At 34.3% G+C, this 19,624-nt stretch carries 19 protein-coding genes; all 19 read right to left on the bottom strand.

Annotated features, from left to right (window positions below):
- Positions 1-6: 6 nt before the first annotated feature.
- Positions 7-981, bottom strand: coding sequence for a flagellar hook-associated protein FlgL (flgL, locus tag ACPWSR_RS15460; protein WP_426349122.1), 975 nt, complete (start codon positions 979-981; stop codon positions 7-9).
- A gap of 24 nt (positions 982-1,005) precedes the next feature.
- The gene (flgK, locus tag ACPWSR_RS15455) at positions 1,006-2,781 is read right to left on the bottom strand and encodes a flagellar hook-associated protein FlgK (RefSeq protein WP_426349121.1); all 1,776 of its coding nucleotides are present in this window, start codon (positions 2,779-2,781) and stop codon (positions 1,006-1,008) included.
- 10 nt (positions 2,782-2,791) lie between these two features.
- Complete coding sequence (flgN, locus tag ACPWSR_RS15450; protein WP_426349120.1) at positions 2,792-3,199, bottom strand: flagellar export chaperone FlgN; 408 nt, start codon at positions 3,197-3,199, stop codon at positions 2,792-2,794.
- Positions 3,200-3,201: 2 nt separating this feature from the next.
- Positions 3,202-3,480 carry a flagellar biosynthesis anti-sigma factor FlgM gene (gene flgM, locus ACPWSR_RS15445; RefSeq protein ID WP_426349119.1) on the bottom strand — a complete coding sequence of 93 codons (279 nt, stop codon included), beginning with the start codon at positions 3,478-3,480 and terminating at the stop codon, positions 3,202-3,204.
- Positions 3,481-3,641: 161 nt separating this feature from the next.
- Positions 3,642-4,748 (bottom strand): flagellar motor switch phosphatase FliY, encoded by a 1,107-nt coding sequence (gene fliY / locus ACPWSR_RS15440; RefSeq protein ID WP_426349118.1) that lies wholly within the window; start codon positions 4,746-4,748, stop codon positions 3,642-3,644.
- Positions 4,741-5,736, bottom strand: a complete 996-nt coding sequence (gene fliM, locus ACPWSR_RS15435; protein WP_426349117.1) for a flagellar motor switch protein FliM — start codon at positions 5,734-5,736, stop codon at positions 4,741-4,743. Before fliM ends, fliY begins: the two co-directional genes overlap by 8 nt.
- Before the next feature lie 18 nt (positions 5,737-5,754).
- The gene (locus ACPWSR_RS15430; RefSeq protein WP_426349116.1) at positions 5,755-6,147 is read right to left on the bottom strand and encodes a chemotaxis protein CheW; all 393 of its coding nucleotides are present in this window, start codon (positions 6,145-6,147) and stop codon (positions 5,755-5,757) included.
- A gap of 10 nt (positions 6,148-6,157) precedes the next feature.
- Positions 6,158-6,517, bottom strand: a complete 360-nt coding sequence (locus ACPWSR_RS15425) for a response regulator (protein ID WP_426349115.1) — start codon at positions 6,515-6,517, stop codon at positions 6,158-6,160.
- 16 nt (positions 6,518-6,533) lie between these two features.
- Positions 6,534-7,160 (bottom strand): chemotaxis protein CheC, encoded by a 627-nt coding sequence (locus ACPWSR_RS15420; RefSeq protein ID WP_426349114.1) that lies wholly within the window; start codon positions 7,158-7,160, stop codon positions 6,534-6,536.
- Between the two features lie 14 nt (positions 7,161-7,174).
- Positions 7,175-9,160, bottom strand: a complete 1,986-nt coding sequence (locus ACPWSR_RS15415; RefSeq protein ID WP_426349113.1) for a chemotaxis protein CheA — start codon at positions 9,158-9,160, stop codon at positions 7,175-7,177.
- Between the two features lie 34 nt (positions 9,161-9,194).
- Positions 9,195-9,962 carry a CheR family methyltransferase gene (locus tag ACPWSR_RS15410; RefSeq protein ID WP_426349112.1) on the bottom strand — a complete coding sequence of 256 codons (768 nt, stop codon included), beginning with the start codon at positions 9,960-9,962 and terminating at the stop codon, positions 9,195-9,197.
- Positions 9,953-10,999, bottom strand: a complete 1,047-nt coding sequence (locus tag ACPWSR_RS15405; RefSeq protein ID WP_426349111.1) for a protein-glutamate methylesterase/protein-glutamine glutaminase — start codon at positions 10,997-10,999, stop codon at positions 9,953-9,955. The genes ACPWSR_RS15410 and ACPWSR_RS15405 overlap by 10 nt, the downstream gene beginning before the upstream one ends.
- A gap of 13 nt (positions 11,000-11,012) precedes the next feature.
- Entirely contained in the window at positions 11,013-11,492 is a 480-nt protein-coding gene (locus tag ACPWSR_RS15400; RefSeq protein ID WP_426349110.1) for a chemotaxis protein CheD, read from the bottom strand.
- A gap of 5 nt (positions 11,493-11,497) precedes the next feature.
- Positions 11,498-11,953: a chemotaxis protein CheW gene (locus ACPWSR_RS15395; RefSeq protein WP_426349109.1), complete on the bottom strand. Its 456-nt coding sequence runs from the start codon at positions 11,951-11,953 to the stop codon at positions 11,498-11,500.
- A gap of 12 nt (positions 11,954-11,965) precedes the next feature.
- Positions 11,966-13,636, bottom strand: a complete 1,671-nt coding sequence (locus ACPWSR_RS15390; RefSeq protein ID WP_426349108.1) for a FapA family protein — start codon at positions 13,634-13,636, stop codon at positions 11,966-11,968.
- A gap of 25 nt (positions 13,637-13,661) precedes the next feature.
- Positions 13,662-14,474: an aminotransferase class IV gene (locus tag ACPWSR_RS15385; RefSeq protein ID WP_426349107.1), complete on the bottom strand. Its 813-nt coding sequence runs from the start codon at positions 14,472-14,474 to the stop codon at positions 13,662-13,664.
- A 9-nt stretch (positions 14,475-14,483) separates the two neighbouring features.
- A complete protein-coding gene (locus ACPWSR_RS15380; RefSeq protein WP_426349106.1) occupies positions 14,484-15,125 on the bottom strand; it encodes an HAD family hydrolase in 642 nt (213 codons plus the stop codon).
- A 120-nt stretch (positions 15,126-15,245) separates the two neighbouring features.
- Positions 15,246-15,617, bottom strand: coding sequence for a DUF1292 domain-containing protein (locus ACPWSR_RS15375; protein WP_426349105.1), 372 nt, complete (start codon positions 15,615-15,617; stop codon positions 15,246-15,248).
- A 341-nt stretch (positions 15,618-15,958) separates the two neighbouring features.
- Positions 15,959-19,474: a pyruvate:ferredoxin (flavodoxin) oxidoreductase gene (nifJ, locus tag ACPWSR_RS15370; protein WP_426349104.1), complete on the bottom strand. Its 3,516-nt coding sequence runs from the start codon at positions 19,472-19,474 to the stop codon at positions 15,959-15,961.
- Between the last annotated feature and the right edge of the window lie 150 nt (positions 19,475-19,624).

Genomic DNA, 19,624 nt, shown 5'->3' with positions numbered 1-19,624 from the left:
ATAATTCTATAAATAATCTATTAGAGTATTCAAAAGTATTTTGGAGCTAACTTGTAATGCTGACATATATACTGTTTGAGCAGTGCTATATTCCATATATTTTTCTGTAATGTCAATATCCTCATTACTTGATAAAAGCTCTTTAAGAGTAAAATTTTCATCTTCATTTCTTTCTTTCGCAGAAGTCATACGGTTTTGTTTAGCTCCTACTTCTGCTCTTATCTTTAAGATATTGTCCATTGCAAGAGTAATATTTTCTAAATCATCATTTATAAGCTTTTGAACATCCTCAGTCTTATCTGATTTCAGATGGGATAATATATCGTCAAATACCTTTTGAAGCTGTACTGGCTGCTTCTGCCCATCCTTATTCCCTGTAAATTCTAATATTTCTACTGCAGTTACATTGTATTCTATTCTCACTCCCTGGGAAACTTCAACGGAAAGCCCCTGCTTTAACATATTAAGTTCCTCTGCAGGAATATTATCACTACCATTGCGGGCGGCAAAGTGGATTTCATTCTTCCCACCGCTTTCTCCAACCCCTACTGGTTTACTTGTCCCTCTAGTTCCTCCAAAGACATATTTACCTTCATAGCTAGTATTTAATATTTGAGCCATCTCACTGACATTTTCATTAATTTCATCATATATAGCAGCTCTCTCGTCACTACCATAGGCAGCATTTCCAGATGATAAGATAAGCTCCCTTACCCTCTGAAGTAAATCTCCTGCTTGCTTTAAAGCTGTATCTGTTGTATCTAACCAATTTATAGTATCCTTAATATTTTCATTGTATTGTTTATTTGCTGTTATTTCCTGATTTATCCCCATGGATTTCACTACCTTATAGGGATTGTCAGAAGGTTTTCGAATCTCCTTGCCAGAGCTAAGCTGACCCTGTAGTGAGCTCATATTTCTCAAATTTCCCTGCATATCTCTTAGATAATTATCTGATAGCATTTTATTTGTTATTCTCATAATAGCACCTCTTATTACCTTCCATTATATAAGTCCATTAATAATAACATCTAACAGCTCTGTTATTGTAGCTAGGACCTTTGCATTTGCTTGATATGCGTGCTGATATTGCACTAAATTAGCCATTTCTTCATCTAATGAAACACCTGAAATACTATTTCTTAAAGCAGTCAAGGAATCTAACAAAGCATTTTCATTATTCACTATTCTCTGAGCCTGTTGACTTTGTATACCTAATCTGTCTATAGTATCTTGATAATAGCTATTTAAAGTCATTCCATTGATGTTACTTTCAATCACCATGCCATTATCTTTTAATTCTGCTCCTTTAGAAGGGTCGAAGAAATCCTTTCGGTTTTTTATGGTTTCTGAAACCCCTTGCACCCTAATAAGGGTATTTGCCAGTGTAGCTATGGCTAGAGCTCTAGAGCCATCTGTCTCACCATCTATATTATTATCCTTAGTATGATCAAATAGGTGATCATTTGTCTTGGTCTTTATTTTCATTACATCTTCAAGTATCTCTTTATTTATTGTAATGTTTTCTGCAGTTATGGTGTTTTCACCCTCCCAAGGACGTGCTGAATTCGTCAAAGAACCATTAACAAAAAACGGTAAAGCATCTTTCTCTCCATCGACTTTACCACTATGAATACCATTAACGGCATAAGCTAAGGTCTGAGCTAATTTATCCAGCTGTGTACGATAATCCTGTATATCCTTTTGAATTGTTATATTACCATTTAACTCACCAGAGCTTGGAGCAAACAGCTGAAGCTCAGAAAACTCTATACTGCCATTATTAGCTATCTTAGTACCATCAGCCTTTACTGCAGTTCCATCGACACTAGCCCACAAAACTCTACCTTCATTTAACTGCTCAAACTCCTTTTCAGAAATACCAGAGACCTTAATTGTATTTTTATTGTTTTCACTTAGCATATCTCCAAGCTTATAATAGCTTATGGTATAAGTGAAGTCATTAGGGGCCTCTGAGTCCTTCACTATAGAACTGATATATGAAAACCTAAAATTTGTATCCTTTTCTGTTGTAGTTACTAAGTCTGACTCCAGCATATTGGTTTTATCCCCTGGAGTAACGGTAACACCTCCTAGAGAGTTCTTTTCAACATTAATATTCATGAGGCTGCTAAGGCTATCCAGGAGATTGTCTCTTTTATCCATGAGATCATTAGCATTGCTCCCCATTACTTCCACTGACCTTATCTGTTTATTTAAATCATTTATTTGATTTAAAACAGAATTTATATTGATTACATCGCTTTTTATAAGGGTTCTTGCATTATCCTCTAATTCCTTAAGCTTTTTAGCTGTATCATTCAGAGTATCAGTGAGCGTCTTTGTCTGCTGAGCAACTATTGTTCTTGCATTAGAGCTGGAAGCATCCTTAGATAGCTTCTGCCAGGAATCAAAAAATTCTCCCATTAAGGTTGAAATCCCCGTATCTGAAGGTTCATTAAAAATACCTTCTACTTGTGTTAAGAAGTTACTCTTAGATGCATAAGCACTTAAGGTACTGCTTTCATTTCTGATTTGATAGTCAGTAAAGCTATCTCTTATTCTTTCTATAGTTGCCACCTGGACACCTGTTCCTAGCTGATCACCTTGAAAGCTTAGATTATTTATCGTTTGTGGTTTTGAAGCCTCCATTCTTGCCCTTTGTCTACTATAGCCTACGGAGTTAGCATTTGATATATTATGAGATGTTACATCTAATGCTGTCTGCTGTGCATTTAATCCACTTCTAGATATATTAAAGGTGGAAAATAATCCTGCCATTTTAACACTCCTATCTCCTGAAATTTCCTCTAGCGTCATAGGTACTAACACTTCTATTAGGATTTATTAAAGTAAGGATTTTATTAGTAAAATTTAATCTCTGCTTAAGAACCTGCTCATTAGCTTCCTTTTGAGTCTGGAGCTCATAAATTAAAGCTTTTATATCCTTATATTGCTTATCTATTTCAATATTCTCCTTTAGTACTCCTTGCAGATTAATATTATTTTCTTTTTGATACTCTCTTCTTACAAGCTCCTTCTTAGCAATTAACTTATTTGCATTATTTATGTTTTCAGTAATCATATCTAGCGGAATGGATTCACCACTTAATAAAATAAAATATTGGTCTTTTAGTAATAATAAAAGCTCCATTAGAGCCTTATATTCCTCTTCCATTAATTCTTTTAATCTTATCATTTTTATTTAAACTCTCTCCCTTTAATAGCATCTAATATACCTTGAGCTGTAAGTTTTGCATCTATATTATATGTTCCTTTTGATATTTCTTCTTTTATTCTTGCAACTCTTATATCATTATTCACATTAAAGTCTTGCATATCTATTGAACTTAAACTTCTTCCAATGGAAGAAAGCTCTATAGTATCCTGCTTAACTTCCGAGGCTACATTCTCTTGTTTTTTCTGTACATTAGAATAAAGGCTTATGATATTATTAGAACCAATACCTTTTATATTCATCTATTTATACCTCCATAGATATCTTCTTAATTAATTATCGACAATAATTCTATTTAGTTTATATGTAAAATCATTGGTTTTCCGTGTATTTATTTCTATTTATCACTATATTAAGTTTAAAGAAATTTAATTTAAAAGGAATAAAGAGACAAATTGTCTCCTTATTCCTTTAAGGTCCTTACTCTATCAGCGCCGCTTACAATACTGGTTATCCTTACTCCAAAATTCTCATCAACCACAACAACCTCACCTAGTGCAACCTTTTTACCATTAACTAGTATCTCCACTGGTTCCTCAGCTAATTTATCTAACTCTACTAATGAACCTACCCCAAGATTTAATATCTCACGGATAGATTTTTTAGTTTTACCTAAAACTACTGATATTTCTAGAGGTACATCTAAAATTAGCTCTATATTTTTATTTGAAGGATATGATACCTCTTCTTTTAAGGGAGTAAATTCAGCTTTCATAATTTTCACTTTTTCCTCCTCTACTATTATTTCCTTCTCTTCCTTATAATCTGTTACTTCTATAGGCTTAGTATTTATTACTGAATCCATCTCTACGGGAGGCTTTGATTCAGAACCTTCTGTTCCCATCATTATAGATATAATTTTCCTGGCAGTGGAAACAGGAAGTATCTGCATTATGTTACTATCTACTAGACTGCCAATAGTCATCCTAAAGCTAACTTTAATAATAGGCTCATCCTCTGTTATTTCTTTAGAAAAGCATTCTTGCTTATTATACCAGATGGTAGAGGTTGGAGGAGATATATTAATCCCCCTTGATAACATTGTTGCCATGGAGGTAGCTGAGGAACCAATCATTTGATTCATCGCTTCCTGAACAGCGCTCACCTCCAGCTCAGAAAGGTTATCACTTGAAACCTCACCATCCCCGCCCATCATTAGATTAGCTATTACAGAAGCATCCGTTGTCTTCATCACTAGTATATTTCTACCGGATATACCGCTGGTATACTCTACCTCTAGCACTATATTAGGCACCTTAAAACTCTTTCTAAGCTCTCTTATACAGGTAACCTCTACAACTGGGGTAGTTATGCTAACAGAATTATTAATAATCTGAGATAGAGCTGTTGCTGCTGATCCCATAGATATATTTCCTATTTCACCTAACAGATCACTTTCCATGTCCGTAAGCCTTTCATCTATTTCAGCATTTTCTTCTTTAATCGACCCATGGGAAGCTCCGCTTAGGAGAGCGTCTATTTCTTCCTGGGATAAAAAATCATTAGTCATCCTCTAACACATCCTTATCAATTATATCTAAGATTGATATACCGTATTTTTTTCCTATGATTCCAGGCTTTCCATAATAGCTATGTTCTTCCTCAACTCTAACTATAATAGGGCTTGTACACTTACTATCTAAGGTAATTACATCATTTAATCCCAGTTTCAAAAAGTCGTCTACAGTTATATTGGTTATCCCCAATAGTCCGCTTAAGGTAACTTCTACATTATTTATGCTCTTTTTAATAACCTCTTGATTATGACTAATATCTGCTTCACTTCTATCTTTAAACCAATATTGAACCAGAAGCTTATCTAAATATTTATCGATACTTAAATATGGTATACATAAATTGATGAAGGAATTACTCTTTACCATTTCCACAGCAAAGGTTATTAAAGCAACGGGTTCATTAGGTGCTAGAGTCTGATTTAAAGCAGGGTTAGTTTCCACCCCTTCTACTTCAATCTCTACCTCCATAATATCTTCCCAGGCTAGCTTAAGATTATTAAGTAATCCTAAGTTTATATTCTTAATAATATTTTTATCTATATCTGTAAAATCTCTTAACTTGAGCCTTTTATCACCTCTCCCCCCCATTAATACATCTAATATTTGATTAGCAAATTGTTGGTTTGTCTCAAATAAAATGTTTCCACTTAAAGGCGCCATTCTGAAGGAGGTTAGTATTGTTGGATTCTGTACAGACCGGATAAATTCTTCGTAGGTAATTTGCTGTACAGAAACTAAGTTAACCTTTGCATTTGTTCTCAACTGAGCAGTTAAAAAATTGGATATAATTCTAGCAAAGTTATCATGTATAAGCTCAAGGGTTCTTACGTGCTCCTTCGAGAATTTTTGAGGACTTTTAAAATCGTATACCTTGATTTTCTGTTTCTCCTCTTCTTTAATCATATCCTCTGCTATAATATCTCCAGAGGAAAGAGCAGATAGTAGCGCATCTATTTCATTTTGTGATAATACCTCTGCCATTTCTTCCCCTCTCTCTTATTAGTTTATTATTTCTTCTAAGGTAATCAATGTAATTATTCTATCCTGAAGCTGTATTATTCCTTTAATATATCTTTCCTGTATTTCATCATTTTTAATATTCAAAGTCTCAATCTCAATGACTTCGTCCACTTGATCTACAACAATGCCAATAACCTCATTTTTCACATTAACAATAATAATATTATTCTCAGAGGAATTATCCTTTGGCATATTAAGCAGCTTATGAATATCTAGTATAGTTATAATATTTCCTCTTAAATTAATCAGCCCTAAAACATAATCCGGTGACTTGGGTACCTTTGTAATATTTAATATTTCATTTATTCCTTCCACTTGGTTTGCTTCTATGGCAAATTGTTCATTGTTTACATTAAAAATAACTATTTGCATCTTTTTCTCCTTAACCAATGGCTTTTCTTATAGCCTCAATTACCCTATCCGCTTGAAAGGGTTTTACTATAAAATCTCTAGCACCTGCCCTTATAGCATCCATAACCATGCTCTGCTGTCCCATGGCACTGCACATAATGATTTTTGATTCAGGATCGAAGGCTCTAATCTGTTTTACCGCTTCAATACCATCCATATCAGGCATGGTAATATCCATGGTTACAACTTCAGGTTTCTCTTTTTTATACAGCTCTACAGCCTTTATTCCATTGCTCGCTTCCCCAACAACCTCAAAGCCATTTTTTTCTAATATATCTCTTATCATCATTCTCATGAATGCAGCGTCATCAACTATTAATACTTTTGTCATCTTATTCCCTCCAATTTTAGTTTACTCCCAAAGCCCCTAGAATTTTTTCTAAAGAGCCAGGCTTAGGTATATAATAAAAATCAGCTCCTATATCTTCTGTGTTTATTATACCAATGGGCTTTGTCTCCATGTTCCCTATAAAATTTGTTTTTATTTCAAGTACCTTATCCTCATATTGTGCTGCTTCTAAAACCATCGTCGATAAGATTGCACCTAACATGTCATAAGCCATTGCTGGCACTGACGGAAGTAAATTAAGGCCTGTAAATTTTGTTATTGAATTCATATAGGCACTAGCAACTATATTCCCAATCTCATTTAAAACAGAAACACCTATTTCACTGAACTCCTTTTCTTTATTACCTGTTAAGAATTCTATAATATTAATTGCCTTTTCTTTTTCAAAGATAATAATTATGTTTCCAGGAGTATCACCTAAAACCCTTACCATAACACCAACTACAATTTTTTCAGAACAGAAATCCATTAATTGCTGTAAATCAATAACATCAATATTGGGAACTGATATCTGTATCTTTCTATTTAAAAGCTGAGATAAGGCTGTAGCTGCATTTCCAGCACCAATATTCCCCACCTCTCTTAAAGCATCCAGCTGAAGAAAACTCAAGGCTCTGTAATCCATAATGGGTCTCCTTTTTATACAAGCGCTGCAGCATCTAATATTAATGTAACCAAACCATCACCTAATATTGTTGCACCAATGTATTCCTTCATTGTATTTAATGTTCTTCCCAAGGGCTTAATCACAATTTCTTTTTGTCCTAGCAAACTATCCACAAGCAAGCCTGAGGTTTTTTCACCTATTTTGACAATAATCACAAATTGCTTTCCTTCATATATATCGTCTAGTCTTAACACTTTATTAAGTCTAATTAATGGAATTACTGAATTTCTGTATAAAATTATCTCTCTTCCATTAGATGTTCTCACCATATCTTTATTAAAATTAATTACTCTATCTATATACCCTAAGGATATTGCAAAGGTCTCTTCCTCCACCTTAACCAGTAAAGCTTGTATAATCTGTAGCGTCAAAGGAAGTTTAATAATGAAGCTTGTACCACACCCCTCCTGACTACTCACTTCTATAGTTCCACCCAAGGAAGATATTTTTGTTCTCACTACATCCATTCCTACCCCTCTACCAGAGAGATCTGTAACCTTATCATTAGTACTGAAGCCTTCAATAAATATAAGATTTTCAATTTCCTTCTTTGTCATATTTGTAGTATCAATCCCAATACTTTGAGCCTTCTTTGCTATCTTCATCAGGTTTAATCCTGAACCATCATCTTCAACTTTAATAACTGCCTTTGTTCCTTCTTGATATGCTATTAGCTTTATAGTACCATTAGACTTTTTACCAAGGCTTTCTCTTAAATTTTTTTCCTCGATTCCATGATCAGCAGCATTTCTAATGAGATGAATAAGAGGCTCTCCTATCTCATCTATCACTGTTCTGTCTAATTCTGTTTCAGCACCTTCAATTATAAATTCCATATCCTTATTGAGCTCTACGGATAAATCTCTTATCATTCTAGGGAATCTATTAAATACCACTTCTAAAGGAAGCATTCGGATCTTCATAACCAAATCCTGTATATCCGATGTGGATCTTCCTACCTGCTCCAGGGTTTCATGGATATCTGCCGATTTATAGCTCTGGCTTAACTGCTCTAATCTTGTACGATGAATAACTAGCTCAGATACCATATTCATCAATAAATCTAATCTCTCAATATCAACTCTTATAGACTGATGATTTTTTTTACTTTCGATAACTCCAACTTTACTATTTCGTTGCTCCACTGCTTCTTTATTAATTTCTTTTGGTATAATCTCTTGTTCACCAATAGACAGCTCCCTATCACAGCTCCCATCCATTAGCTTTAATACAGTAATTTCTTGAACCTCAGAAATATTATAAAGAATTTGTTCTATATCTATCGGTGGAAGCATAGTTACATAAATTAAACTGAATTCAGTGTCAAAGTTCTCATTTTCTATTTCTTCTACCGTTGGTTCAGATTTTATTATTTCACCCTTTTCCTCCAGTGCTTTGAATATCAAGAAGGCCCTTGCAGATTTTAATAAAGTCTTTTCACTTAAGGTAATAATAACCTCATAGGATGAATATCCCTTTTCCTCCCCCTGAATAAGAACATTTAAATCATAATTATTTAATATAATCTTAGGCAATCTTTGTGGTTCTTTAATCTTAGTTTCATGACCTTCATCATTATTACAAAGACAAACTTCATCAAGCTTATATATTATGTCTTCTATAGGATAGTCCTCAGTGTTATTCTCTTCTATGCTTCTAATCAATCTTTCTAGTACATCAAGACATTGAAATAGCACCGTTATAGTTTCTTTTGAAGGTTTTAGCTGCCCATCTCTAAAAGAAGATAATACATCCTCCATCTTGTGAGTAAGCTCAGCCATCTTTGTATAGCCCATAGTAGCAGCCATTCCTTTAAGGGTGTGTGCAAGTCTAAATATCTCATTTATTCTGTTAACATCATCAGGATATTGTTCTAGGTGAAGCAGAGAATCATTGAGATTCTGTAGATTATCCAGAGATTCCTCAAGGAACATTGTCATGTATTGCATAACATCCATATAATCACTCCTTATTTCATTCTATATATAAGGTTCATATCTTTCTGTATATAAAAGTTCCTACCTTATCCAATCCAAGCTCCTTGTAGTTATATATACTCTCTGTGGCCCCTACAAAAAGCAATCCACCCTTTTTTAAAGCACTATGAAACTTTTTATAAATTTCATTTTTGATAGAGCTATTAAAATAAATAACAACATTTCTACAAACAATTAAATCCATATTTTTGAAATAATCATCTAGAATTAAATCATGCTTATGAAAAGCTACCATATTTTTAATTATTGGTTCTATATAATATTCTTCATTTTTTTTCTTAAAATATTTGATTAACAGTTCTTCTGATATATTTTTTATTTCGCTATATGCATACTTACCTTCTTTAGCCCTATCTAAAATTGGTTCATCAATATCTGTGGCAATTATCTCATGTCTTCCATGAGGTGATATTTCTTTCATAATCATTGCTAGAGAATATGGCTCAGCCCCTTGTGAGCAAGCAGCACTCCATATTTTTAAATTTCTATTATTAACTAACAATTCTTCCTTTATCTTCTTCTGTAGTTCAAAAAAAAGCTGAGGATTTCTAAAAAACTCAGTAACATTAATGGTTATATAATTTAAAAATCTTTTTTGTTCAGCTTCATCTCTTTTTATAAGTTCAGTGTATGCTACATAATTATCGACGCCAATTCTATTCATCAAGCTTTTTATTCTTCTATGAAGCTGTGCTGGTTTATAAGCAGAAAGATCCACATTTAAATTTTTGAGAATCCAGCTTTCAAATTCTACTACTTCCATATATTTCTCCCCCCTAAAAGTTCCTCTATTCTTTTAGGAATACTATATAAAGACAGAACCTCATCTACACATCCAGTTTCATAAGCTGCCTTTGACATACCATAAATTGTACTACTGCTTTCTGCTTCACTTATTGTATAGCCACCAAAGGCCTTAGTCATTCTTATTCCTTCTGCACCGTCCCTTCCCATTCCTGTAAGGACAATACTAATGAGGCCATCCTTATAATATTCAGCAGCGGATTTTATAAGTCTATCTGCTGCAGGTCTTACTCCCCATAACGGTGCATCTTCGTTCAAATGGATACGACCATTGAGAACTTCCATATGATAACCTCCTGGAGCAACGTATACAGTTCCACTCCGAATAAGCTCCTCCTGCTCTCCCTCCTTTACCACCATAGGAGATAGATTATTTAGTCTTTCTGCAAAAGTCTTAGTAAAGCCTTTGGGCATATGCTGCACAAGAAATATTGGTATATCTATATAAAAATTCAACTCTGAAAATAGATAGCTGTAAGCCTTTGGCCCACCAGTGGAAGCAGCTATGGCAATAGCCTTTGGCAAACTTACTTCTCCTAGAAGTGGAGAAGTACTCGAAGGGCGTGGAGGTATATTAATCATTTTAACGTTTTTTCTTCCATATGCATTATATATAATTTCAATAAGCTGATCCTTCAGCCTTATAATATCTAAAGAAATTTCACCCGAGGGTTTAGGAATAAAATCAAAGGCCCCCTCTTCTAAGGATCGTAAGGTAAGCTCTGTGCTATTCTTAGATAAGCTGCTCAGGATTATAACAGGAATATTTATCTTTCTTTCCTTAAGAACCTTGAGCACCTCTATACCGTTCATCCCTGGCATCTCTACATCTAAAGTTATAACATCTATTTTTTCTTTCCCCAGAAGATATAATAACTCATTTCCATCCTTTGCTGTGGCTGCAACGGTAATCCCTTCCACTTCATTTAACATATCTGAAATAATTCTCCTCATTAAAAAGGAATCATCAACCACTATTACTCTAATATCATCCAAAATATCAACCCTTCTAAATAACTTTTATCCCTGCACCTACAGTCTTAATTTGAACACTGCCATCAAAGGAATCTAAAATCATAGTCCTTCCTTTAGAGCCTCCAACATCCATAGCAGTAATATTAATATTTTCCTTTTCTAATACTTCTATCACTGCTTTAATATTCCTATCTCCTATATCTAGATTTAAACTCTTATCAGTAAAATTGAACATAGAGGCCCCTCCTGCTAGCTTAGCAGTAATATTATATTTTCTAGAGCCAACGGCCACCATTTTACTTATTAAAATAGGGATAGCCAAATCCGCAAACTTATAAGGATTACTTATATTTGAAAACTGATAACTTAAGGGAAGCATTATATGAGATAGGCCTCCAATAGAAGTTGTCTTATCATAAAGAGCAACCCCTATACAGGAACCTAACCCAATGGTAATTAATTTTTCTGGCTTTTTAACCACATTCATATCTGCAATTCCTACCCTAACCTCCATATAAGCTATATCCCCTGTTCTATTAGTTCCTTTTCTTTGCTTGTGAGAATGTTTTCTAAGCTTAATAGAATTACTATGCTACTTTCTTCTTTTATAATCCCCTTAATATATCTATTTGATATGGTACTGCTTATATAAGAAGGCATTTCCAAGCTTGTACTATCTATACTCCTTACCTCAATAACTTGATCTACTGAGATTCCCACTCTGTAATCTTCCTTTTTAACTACTATAATCTTACTATTACTATCAAATGCGTCTTGTAGCCCAAATCTTCTTCTTAGGCTTATTACAGGTAATACAGTTCCTTCATATTTCATTAATCCCATCATATAGCTTGGCGCTTCTGGAAGGGCTGTAAGCTCTTCATAGCCTAATATTCTTTCAACCTCCATAATATCCGCAGCATAATACTCATCGTTAACTAAAAAGGTTAGAATCTTTTCCTCATTTATCTCCATAAATCTCTCCCATTAATAATAATTTTCTATGCTAATAAAACCATCCTCGCCTAGTTTTGCCTTAACTTTTTCTTGATAACTATCAAAGCAGAGCTCCTTATCTCCAATAATAATTATTGTATTCTGATATATATTATTAATTTTAATAATCCCAGCCCTGTCCACGGATAATTTTGTAATAACTCCTCCAGCACTGCCAACACTTCCAGCTAAAATTTCCTGGGCGGCAGTTATTGTCCCCCCCCTAGCTACTGCTCCTCTTGCAAATTCTATTGACGTACCAGAGGTAAGTATACTTTGATATTCCCCTCTGCCTTTTATAATTATCTTTCCAGTAGCATAAATTTCACAGTCCTGTATATATCCTAAATGAATATCTGCTCTGATACGGAGCTCATTATGCAATTCTTTAACCCTTAAGAGCAATACCTTTACCATGGTATCTAACTCTAAATAATCCTTAATAGTAATAGGTCCTAGTCCTATAAGTTTCTTTTTAATAAAATTCTCCACAGGAAGATCATTAGAGGAATTCTTAGCTAAAATAGATATGATTTCCTTAGCATCCTTGTCTATCCTTTGAAATTTACTTTCTAAAAGTACTTTAATAATCTGTCCATCATCTCTATCATTACCTAAGAGCTTGTACTTCTTTATATCCTCAACTACCTTTTTCATTTCACTTAAGCTAGTGGCCAAATCTTTGTAAATTCTCATTAGACCTATCCTGTAATTATCTTTTGCTCCTGCAGCTATTTTAGACCTTAAAACATTACCATGGATAATTACATCCCCCGATGCTGTGATATTAGCCTCCTCCACTGAGCCAAGTATTTCTATATCACCCTTAGCATCAACAGTCATGCCAGGAAGAACTGAACCATATATTTTTACATGTCCTTGAAAAAAAAGGCTACCACTTCCTATGTCAACGTCTTTTCTGTGCTCATAATATTCGTTAACTTCTATAGTTCCAGCTTTATAGGATGGTTTGCCAGACACTGAAGCTATTATATTTCCAGAATCATCAAGAAAACATCCTCTACCAGCATTAAATAAATGCTTTTTTGCTTTCTTTCGCTTTATCTCGTTCCCATAAACATCTCTACCATTATGACCAATCCTACCTTTTTTTATTGAAGCAAGTATATCTCCTTTATCTACTGATTCAATAGCACATCTTTCTTTATATTTTATGATAGAGCTTTCAGAATCATTTATGCCTTTAGATGAATGAAATTTTAATTCTATAATATCCTCCTCATCATCTACCGCCTCTACCCCTTCTGCTATAATATATCGTCCACTTGCTTTTATTAACTCTGAGTAGGATACACTATTATTAACATTAATTTTTTTATCCTCAATAAGCTTAAGTACTTCTTCTTCAGTAAATAGCTCATCTGATGGTGTGTCGTCCCCATCATATTGGACTATTAGATAAGCAGCTGTTTTGCAGGGACTTATCTCAAGGTATAATAACCTTTCTTTTCTAGGAGAAGACCTCTCATTTTCCTTCTCAACTAAAAAGTCAGCTTCTTTTATGGCTATTGTAATGGATTTTTTAAAGAAGCTTTTATTTTCTTTTAAAATATCATAGACAATTTCGTTCTTATTTACCTGCAAATCTAAGGCCGCTAGCTCTAAGCATTTCTCTAGATTACTTGAGGTATATTCCTTCACACCCTTCACCACTTTTCAAAATAAGTTAATTATTGATATATTTATCTATTTTATTATCGTAGAGTTTCATAATTTTTTTAACTAAAAAATTATCACTTGAGCAAATTTTTATAGAGTCTATGGATTTAATAGGTAAAACCTTAGGAGAAGTGCCAGATATGAAAGCACCTTGATATTCCTTGAGTTCATTTTTATTAATATACTTTTCCTGTACCTCTATGTTATTTTCCTTGGCAATCTCTAATATTTTCGCCCTTGTTACTCCTGGAAGAACCTGCTCCAAAGGGGGGGTGATTAAAATATTATTTCTAACAAAGAACACATTGGATTTACTTCCTTCTGTTACCCTTCCATGCTTATCTACAAGTAAGGCTTCGTAAGCATTATTCTCTTTTAACTGTTCATCCAACACCTTCCTAAAAGTAGCATTTATAACCTTAGCGTTGGGATTATTTCTCTCACCATTATATAAGACTGTGTGAATCCCTTCTTTATAAAGCTTTTCTTCAGGATAACTATGAGGTATGTAATATACATAATAATTCTCTTTATCCCCATAAAAATTAATAATTAGCTTAATATTGCCATCTATATTACCATTTGCTTCAATAACTTTATAAAATATTTCTGTAACCTTAGCTATATCTAAGCTACTTTTTACTTTAGCTATTTCCATAGAGTTTGTTAATCTATTGATATGCATTTCCATAAATAGTGGAGTACCTTTTATTATCCTAACAACTTCATAAACCTTGAATCCTTCAGCAGGAATTGAAAACTCTCTAACTGGTGTAATAGTTCCATTAAGTGCATAATAATTCAAAATAGCCTTTTCCACAGTACTCACCTACTTCCATCTTAAAATTTTTATGGTATCATGGTTCTTTTTGTAATTTATTAAGAATGCATTACCAACTAAGTCAAAGAGAGGTTTATCAGATAATGAGTCCGAAAACATATAGGAGTTTTTAAAATCCACCTTTATATTATCCTTTTTAAGCTCCTCCATTAATCTTCTTACCTTCTCCTCTCCCTTGCAATTAAGTCCTTCAAGTGTCCTAGAATGAAATCCTCCAGTACAAGCATACCGAGTACCAATTATTTTATCCACTATTTCCAAAGAGTATAATTCCTTCAAATAAAATTCAGGGCTAGCAGATATTAAATAAATCTTGCAGCCTTCGCTTTTTAGTTTCCTCATCATAGCAATGGCATCATCGTAAATAATATTCTTGAGCCTATTCCTGTAGAAATCCTTTACTAGCTTTTCCATATTAGCTTCTTCTAAACCATCAATAAACTTAAAAAAGCTTTCCTTTGATTTTTTCTCGTCATATATTCCCATAATGTACAATAAACCTGAAAATAACGCTCTTGGTAAATAGATAATCTTTTTAGGGTCCTTCTTTAAGACGTATTTAAATAATTCTATAGAAGTTTCTTTTTTTGTGAGTGTATAGTCCACATCAAAAATCGCAAGTTTTTCCATCTGTATCTCCTCCTTCATTATAATAGTATATCAAATTTGATTGTTTTACTCTATAAAACTTACTAAGCAGTATATATTATTGCAAAAAAAAACAGTGCTGTATGCACTGTTTTGTAAGAATTATTCTTCTTCGCTGCTAAGCTGCTGATAGTAAGCTGTTACCTCTTCAAATTCGCTATCCTCAGGTACTACTAGTTCTCCTTCTTCTCCTACGGATTTAAAAAGATATACAGAACCATCATTTGGATTTTGCACTAAAACATATTCTCCGTCTTTATATTCAAAAGCATCTACTACCTCACAGGAAATTATGTTACCTTCTTCATCCTCTAGATCAACCACAAAGCTTTCATGGTTATGGTCGTGTCCACAGTCACAGCCTTCATGATCATGATGATGTTCATGATCGTGTCCACAATCACAGGTGCCTCCTTGATTCTCTTCCATATCACCACAACCACAATTACATTTATTCATTTCATTATCATTCATAATAACTCTAACCTAAAATATAGGCTAGATACTCACCTCCTTAAAGTTCATGTATTAATTCTACCCTTAAAGGGGGATTTTAACAACAATATTTTTATATTTTAAATAAAAAGCTTATAAATATTAATATAATTATTAAATTTAACAAAAAAAATGGTGTAAATATAACAAGACATAAAAAAAGAACCCCGAAAGGGGTTCCAATTATGAAATAATCATCATAAATATAATTAATCACACAACAACACATAACAACACACAACAAATTAATTTACTTCACAACAACACACAACTTATTTTAAATCGTCACAAGAATTTACTTATAGAAACAAAGTATATAATTACTCTTGTGCTGCTAATCTCTTATAGTTATCAAGTCTTTCCATAGCATCTTTCTCAGTCTTTTCGAATAGAGCTTCAGCAGCTTCTGGATAAGCCTTAGCTAAGGATGCATATCTAACCTCGCTCATTAAGAATTCTCTAAAGTTTGCAGTAGGCTCCTTAGAATCCATAAAGAATGCCTTCTTACCCTGCTCCTTAAGAGCTGGGTTGTATCTGTACATTCCCCAATATCCGCATTCAACAGCTCTCTTGGCTTCTAATTGAGTGTTACCCATACCAAGCTTTAATCCATGATTTATACATGGAGCATATGCTATGATTAAGGATGGACCTGGATAAGCTTCAGCTTCTGCTATAGCTTTTAAGGTTTGATTCTTATCAGCACCCATAGATATTTGTGCTACATAAACATATCCATAGGTCATTGCCATCATACCTAAGTCCTTCTTCTTAGTTCTCTTACCGCTAGCAGCAAACTTAGCTATAGCAGAGGTAGGAGTAGCCTTTGAAGATTGACCACCAGTATTTGAGTAAACCTCTGTATCAAATACAAGTACATTTACATCCTCACCAGAAGCTAATACATGGTCAAGACCACCGTAACCTATATCGTAAGCCCAACCGTCTCCACCAAATATCCATTGAGATCTCTTAACGAGATAATCCTTATCCTTAAGGATTGCAGCAACATGTTCATTTGAAGCTTCATTTTCCATTAAGGCAACAAGTCTGTTAGCTCTGTCTCTAGTTCCTTCACCATTATTTACATTAGCTATCCAATCCTCTAAAGCAGCCTTAAGATTTTCACTTACTCCACTTTCTATAGCAGCCTTAGCTTCATCAACAAGTCTTTCTCTAGTAGCCTTAGTACCTAAGAACATACCTAAACCAAACTCAGCATTATCTTCAAATAATGAGTTAGCCCAAGCAGGACCTTGACCTAAATGATTTTTTGTATAAGGAGTTGCAGGTGCACTTGCTCCCCAGATAGATGAACATCCAGTAGCATTAGCTATCATCATTCTATCTCCAAATAGCTGTGTAACAAGCTTAGCATAAGGAGTTTCTCCACAACCAGCACAAGCTCCTGAGAACTCAAGAAGTGGCTGTTCAAACTGACTTCCCTTCACAGTTAATTTGTTCATTGGGTTAGCCTTTGGAGCTACATCTTCAATTACATAATCCCAGTTTGGTATTTCTACATGCTGAGTTTCTTGTGGCTTCATGATAAGAGCCTTCTGTGGTGCAGGACATACCTGAGCACAGTTTCCGCAGCCAGTACAATCTAGTACGCTTATACCTATATTGAAGAACATCTTTTCAGCAGTCTTAATTCCTCTAGCGTCTGCAAGCTTAAGAGCTTCAGGAGCATTATCCTTTTCTTCCTGATTAAGAAGGAATGGTCTTATTACAGCGTGTGGACATACGTATGAGCACTGGTTACACTGTATACATTTATCCATCTGCCATTCTGGAACATTAATAGCTATACCTCTCTTTTCATAAGCAGCAGTACCATTCTCGAAGGTACCATCTTCCATGCCTAAGAATGCACTTACAGGTAGGTTATCTCCTTCATTTCTGTTCATTGGATTAACTATATTCTTTATAAAGTCTGGAACCTTTTTAGCTTCAACCTTTTCGTCCTCAGCATTCTTCCAGCTTTCAGGAACTGTTATAGCAACTAAGGAATCCAAGCCCTTATCTATCGCTGCATTATTCATGTCAACAATCTTTTGGCCTTTTTTACCATAGGAAGTTACTACTGCTTCCTTAAGGTACTTAACAGCATCTTCTACAGGAATAATATTAGCAAGCTTAAAGAAAGCTGCCTGCATTATCATGTTAATTCTTCCACCAAGACCAATTTCCTGAGCTATCTTAACTGCATTAACGGTATAGAACTTAATACCCTTATTAGCTATATATCTCTTCATTGATGCTGGAAGATGAGTTTCAATTTCTTCTGGACTCCAGATAGTGTTAAGAAGGAAGGTTCCATTGCTCTTTAATCCACTTAATACATCATACTTGTAAACATATGACTGATTATGGCAAGCAACAAAGTCTGCCTTATTTATTAAGTAAGGTGATTTAATTACCTTCTTACCAAATCTTAAGTGAGATACAGTAATACCACCTGACTTCTTAGAGTCGTAAGCAAAATATCCTTGAGCATACATATCTGTATGGTCACCGATTATTTTAATAGCACTCTTGTTTGCACCAACAGTACCATCAGAACCTAAGCCCCAGAACTTACAAGCCTTTGTTCCTTCAGGAGTTGTGTCAACATCTTCACCCTTTTCTAGTGAGGAGTTATTTACATCGTCAACTATGCTTATAGTGAAGGAGTTCTTTGGAGCATCTAGTTTTAAGTTGTCATATACTCCGATTATATCAGCAGGAACAGTGTCCTTTGAACCTAATCCATATCTTCCACCTACAATTACAGGTCTTATATCTGCATCATAGAAGGCATTTTTAACATCAAGATATAATGGTTCTCCAGCTGAACCTGGTTCTTTAGTTCTATCTAGAACTGCTATTTTCTTAACTGTAGAAGGGAATGCCTTTAAGAAGCTTTCAGTGCTAAAAGGTCTATAAAGTCTTACTTTAACAAGACCAACCTTTTCCCCCTTGCTCATTAAGTAGTCAACAGTTTCTTCTATTAAATCAGTAACGGATCCCATAGCAACTATTACATATTCTGCATCTTGAGCTCCATAGTAATCAAATAAGTTATAGGTTCTTCCTGTAATTTTGGATATCTCATTCATATATCCCTGTACTATTTCAGGAACTCTTTCATAATACTTGTTGGAAACTTCTCTTTCCTGGAAGTATACATCTGGGTTTTGTGCAGTACCTCTAGTTACAGGATGGTCAGGATTTAAAGCTCTTCTTCTGAAAGCATCTACTGCATCCATATCTATAAGATTCTTAAGTTCTTCATACTCAAGTACTTCTATCTTCTGTACTTCATGAGATGTTCTAAATCCATCAAAGAAATTGATGAATGGAACCCTTGACTTGATTGCAGTCAAGTGAGCTACAGCAGATAAGTCCATAACTTCCTGTACGCTTCCTTCAGCAAGAAGTGCAAGTCCTGTTTGTCTTGCAGCCATAACGTCCTGATGATCTCCAAAAATGCTTAGAGAGTTAGCAGCTAAAGCTCTAGCACTTACATGGAATACTCCTGGTAAAAGCTCACCAGCAATCTTGTACATATTAGGTATCATTAGCAATAATCCCTGAGATGCAGTATAAGTAGTAGTTAATGCTCCAGATTGTAGGGAGCCGTGAACCGCACCGGCAGCACCAGCCTCAGACTGCATTTCCATAACCTTAACAGGTTGTCCAAATATGTTTTTTCTTCCCTGAGCAACCCACTCATCTACATGCTCAGCCATAGGGGAAGAAGGGGTGATTGGATAGATTGCAGCTACTTCTGTGAAAGCATATGATATATGAGCAGCAGCGGTGTTACCATCCATAGTTTTCATTTTTCTCATTGCGTAGACCTCACTTTCCTTTATGAAAAATTTAAATATTTTTTTGTAACAAAGGATTTATTTATAAAAGTAAATCTGTTTCAATACATTACGAAAGTAATCAAAAATAACTGGTATTATCAATTGATGTTAAATCCATAACATATTTAA

The sequence above is a fragment of the Alloiococcus sp. CFN-8 genome (genome assembly GCF_049943125.1).
GTDB lineage: Bacteria > Bacillota > Clostridia > Clostridiales > Clostridiaceae > JAEXZL01.
This window is presented reverse-complemented; position numbering and strand designations above follow the sequence as displayed.

Excerpts from the sequence above, each read along its gene's own strand:
- fliM (WP_426349117.1), bottom strand. The coding sequence starts at position 5,736 with ATGGCAGAGGTATTATCACAAAATGAAATAGATGCGCTACTATCTGCT.
- flgM (WP_426349119.1), bottom strand. The coding sequence starts at position 3,480 with ATGAATATAAAAGGTATTGGTTCTAATAATATCATAAGCCTTTATTCT.
- ACPWSR_RS15395 (WP_426349109.1), bottom strand. The coding sequence starts at position 11,953 with ATGGAGATAAATGAGGAAAAGATTCTAACCTTTTTAGTTAACGATGAG.
- flgK (WP_426349121.1), bottom strand. The coding sequence starts at position 2,781 with ATGGCAGGATTATTTTCCACCTTTAATATATCTAGAAGTGGATTAAAT.
- ACPWSR_RS15415 (WP_426349113.1), bottom strand. The coding sequence starts at position 9,160 with ATGGATGTTATGCAATACATGACAATGTTCCTTGAGGAATCTCTGGAT.
- flgL (WP_426349122.1), bottom strand. The coding sequence starts at position 981 with ATGAGAATAACAAATAAAATGCTATCAGATAATTATCTAAGAGATATG.
- ACPWSR_RS15375 (WP_426349105.1), bottom strand. The coding sequence starts at position 15,617 with ATGAATGATAATGAAATGAATAAATGTAATTGTGGTTGTGGTGATATG.
- ACPWSR_RS15425 (WP_426349115.1), bottom strand. The coding sequence starts at position 6,517 with ATGACAAAAGTATTAATAGTTGATGACGCTGCATTCATGAGAATGATG.
- ACPWSR_RS15430 (WP_426349116.1), bottom strand. The coding sequence starts at position 6,147 with ATGCAAATAGTTATTTTTAATGTAAACAATGAACAATTTGCCATAGAA.
- fliY (WP_426349118.1), bottom strand. The coding sequence starts at position 4,748 with ATGACTAATGATTTTTTATCCCAGGAAGAAATAGACGCTCTCCTAAGC.
- ACPWSR_RS15410 (WP_426349112.1), bottom strand. The coding sequence starts at position 9,962 with ATGGAAGTAGTAGAATTTGAAAGCTGGATTCTCAAAAATTTAAATGTG.
- nifJ (WP_426349104.1), bottom strand. The coding sequence starts at position 19,474 with ATGAGAAAAATGAAAACTATGGATGGTAACACCGCTGCTGCTCATATA.
- ACPWSR_RS15400 (WP_426349110.1), bottom strand. The coding sequence starts at position 11,492 with ATGGAGGTTAGGGTAGGAATTGCAGATATGAATGTGGTTAAAAAGCCA.
- ACPWSR_RS15420 (WP_426349114.1), bottom strand. The coding sequence starts at position 7,160 with ATGGATTACAGAGCCTTGAGTTTTCTTCAGCTGGATGCTTTAAGAGAG.
- ACPWSR_RS15380 (WP_426349106.1), bottom strand. The coding sequence starts at position 15,125 with ATGGAAAAACTTGCGATTTTTGATGTGGACTATACACTCACAAAAAAA.
- flgN (WP_426349120.1), bottom strand. The coding sequence starts at position 3,199 with ATGATAAGATTAAAAGAATTAATGGAAGAGGAATATAAGGCTCTAATG.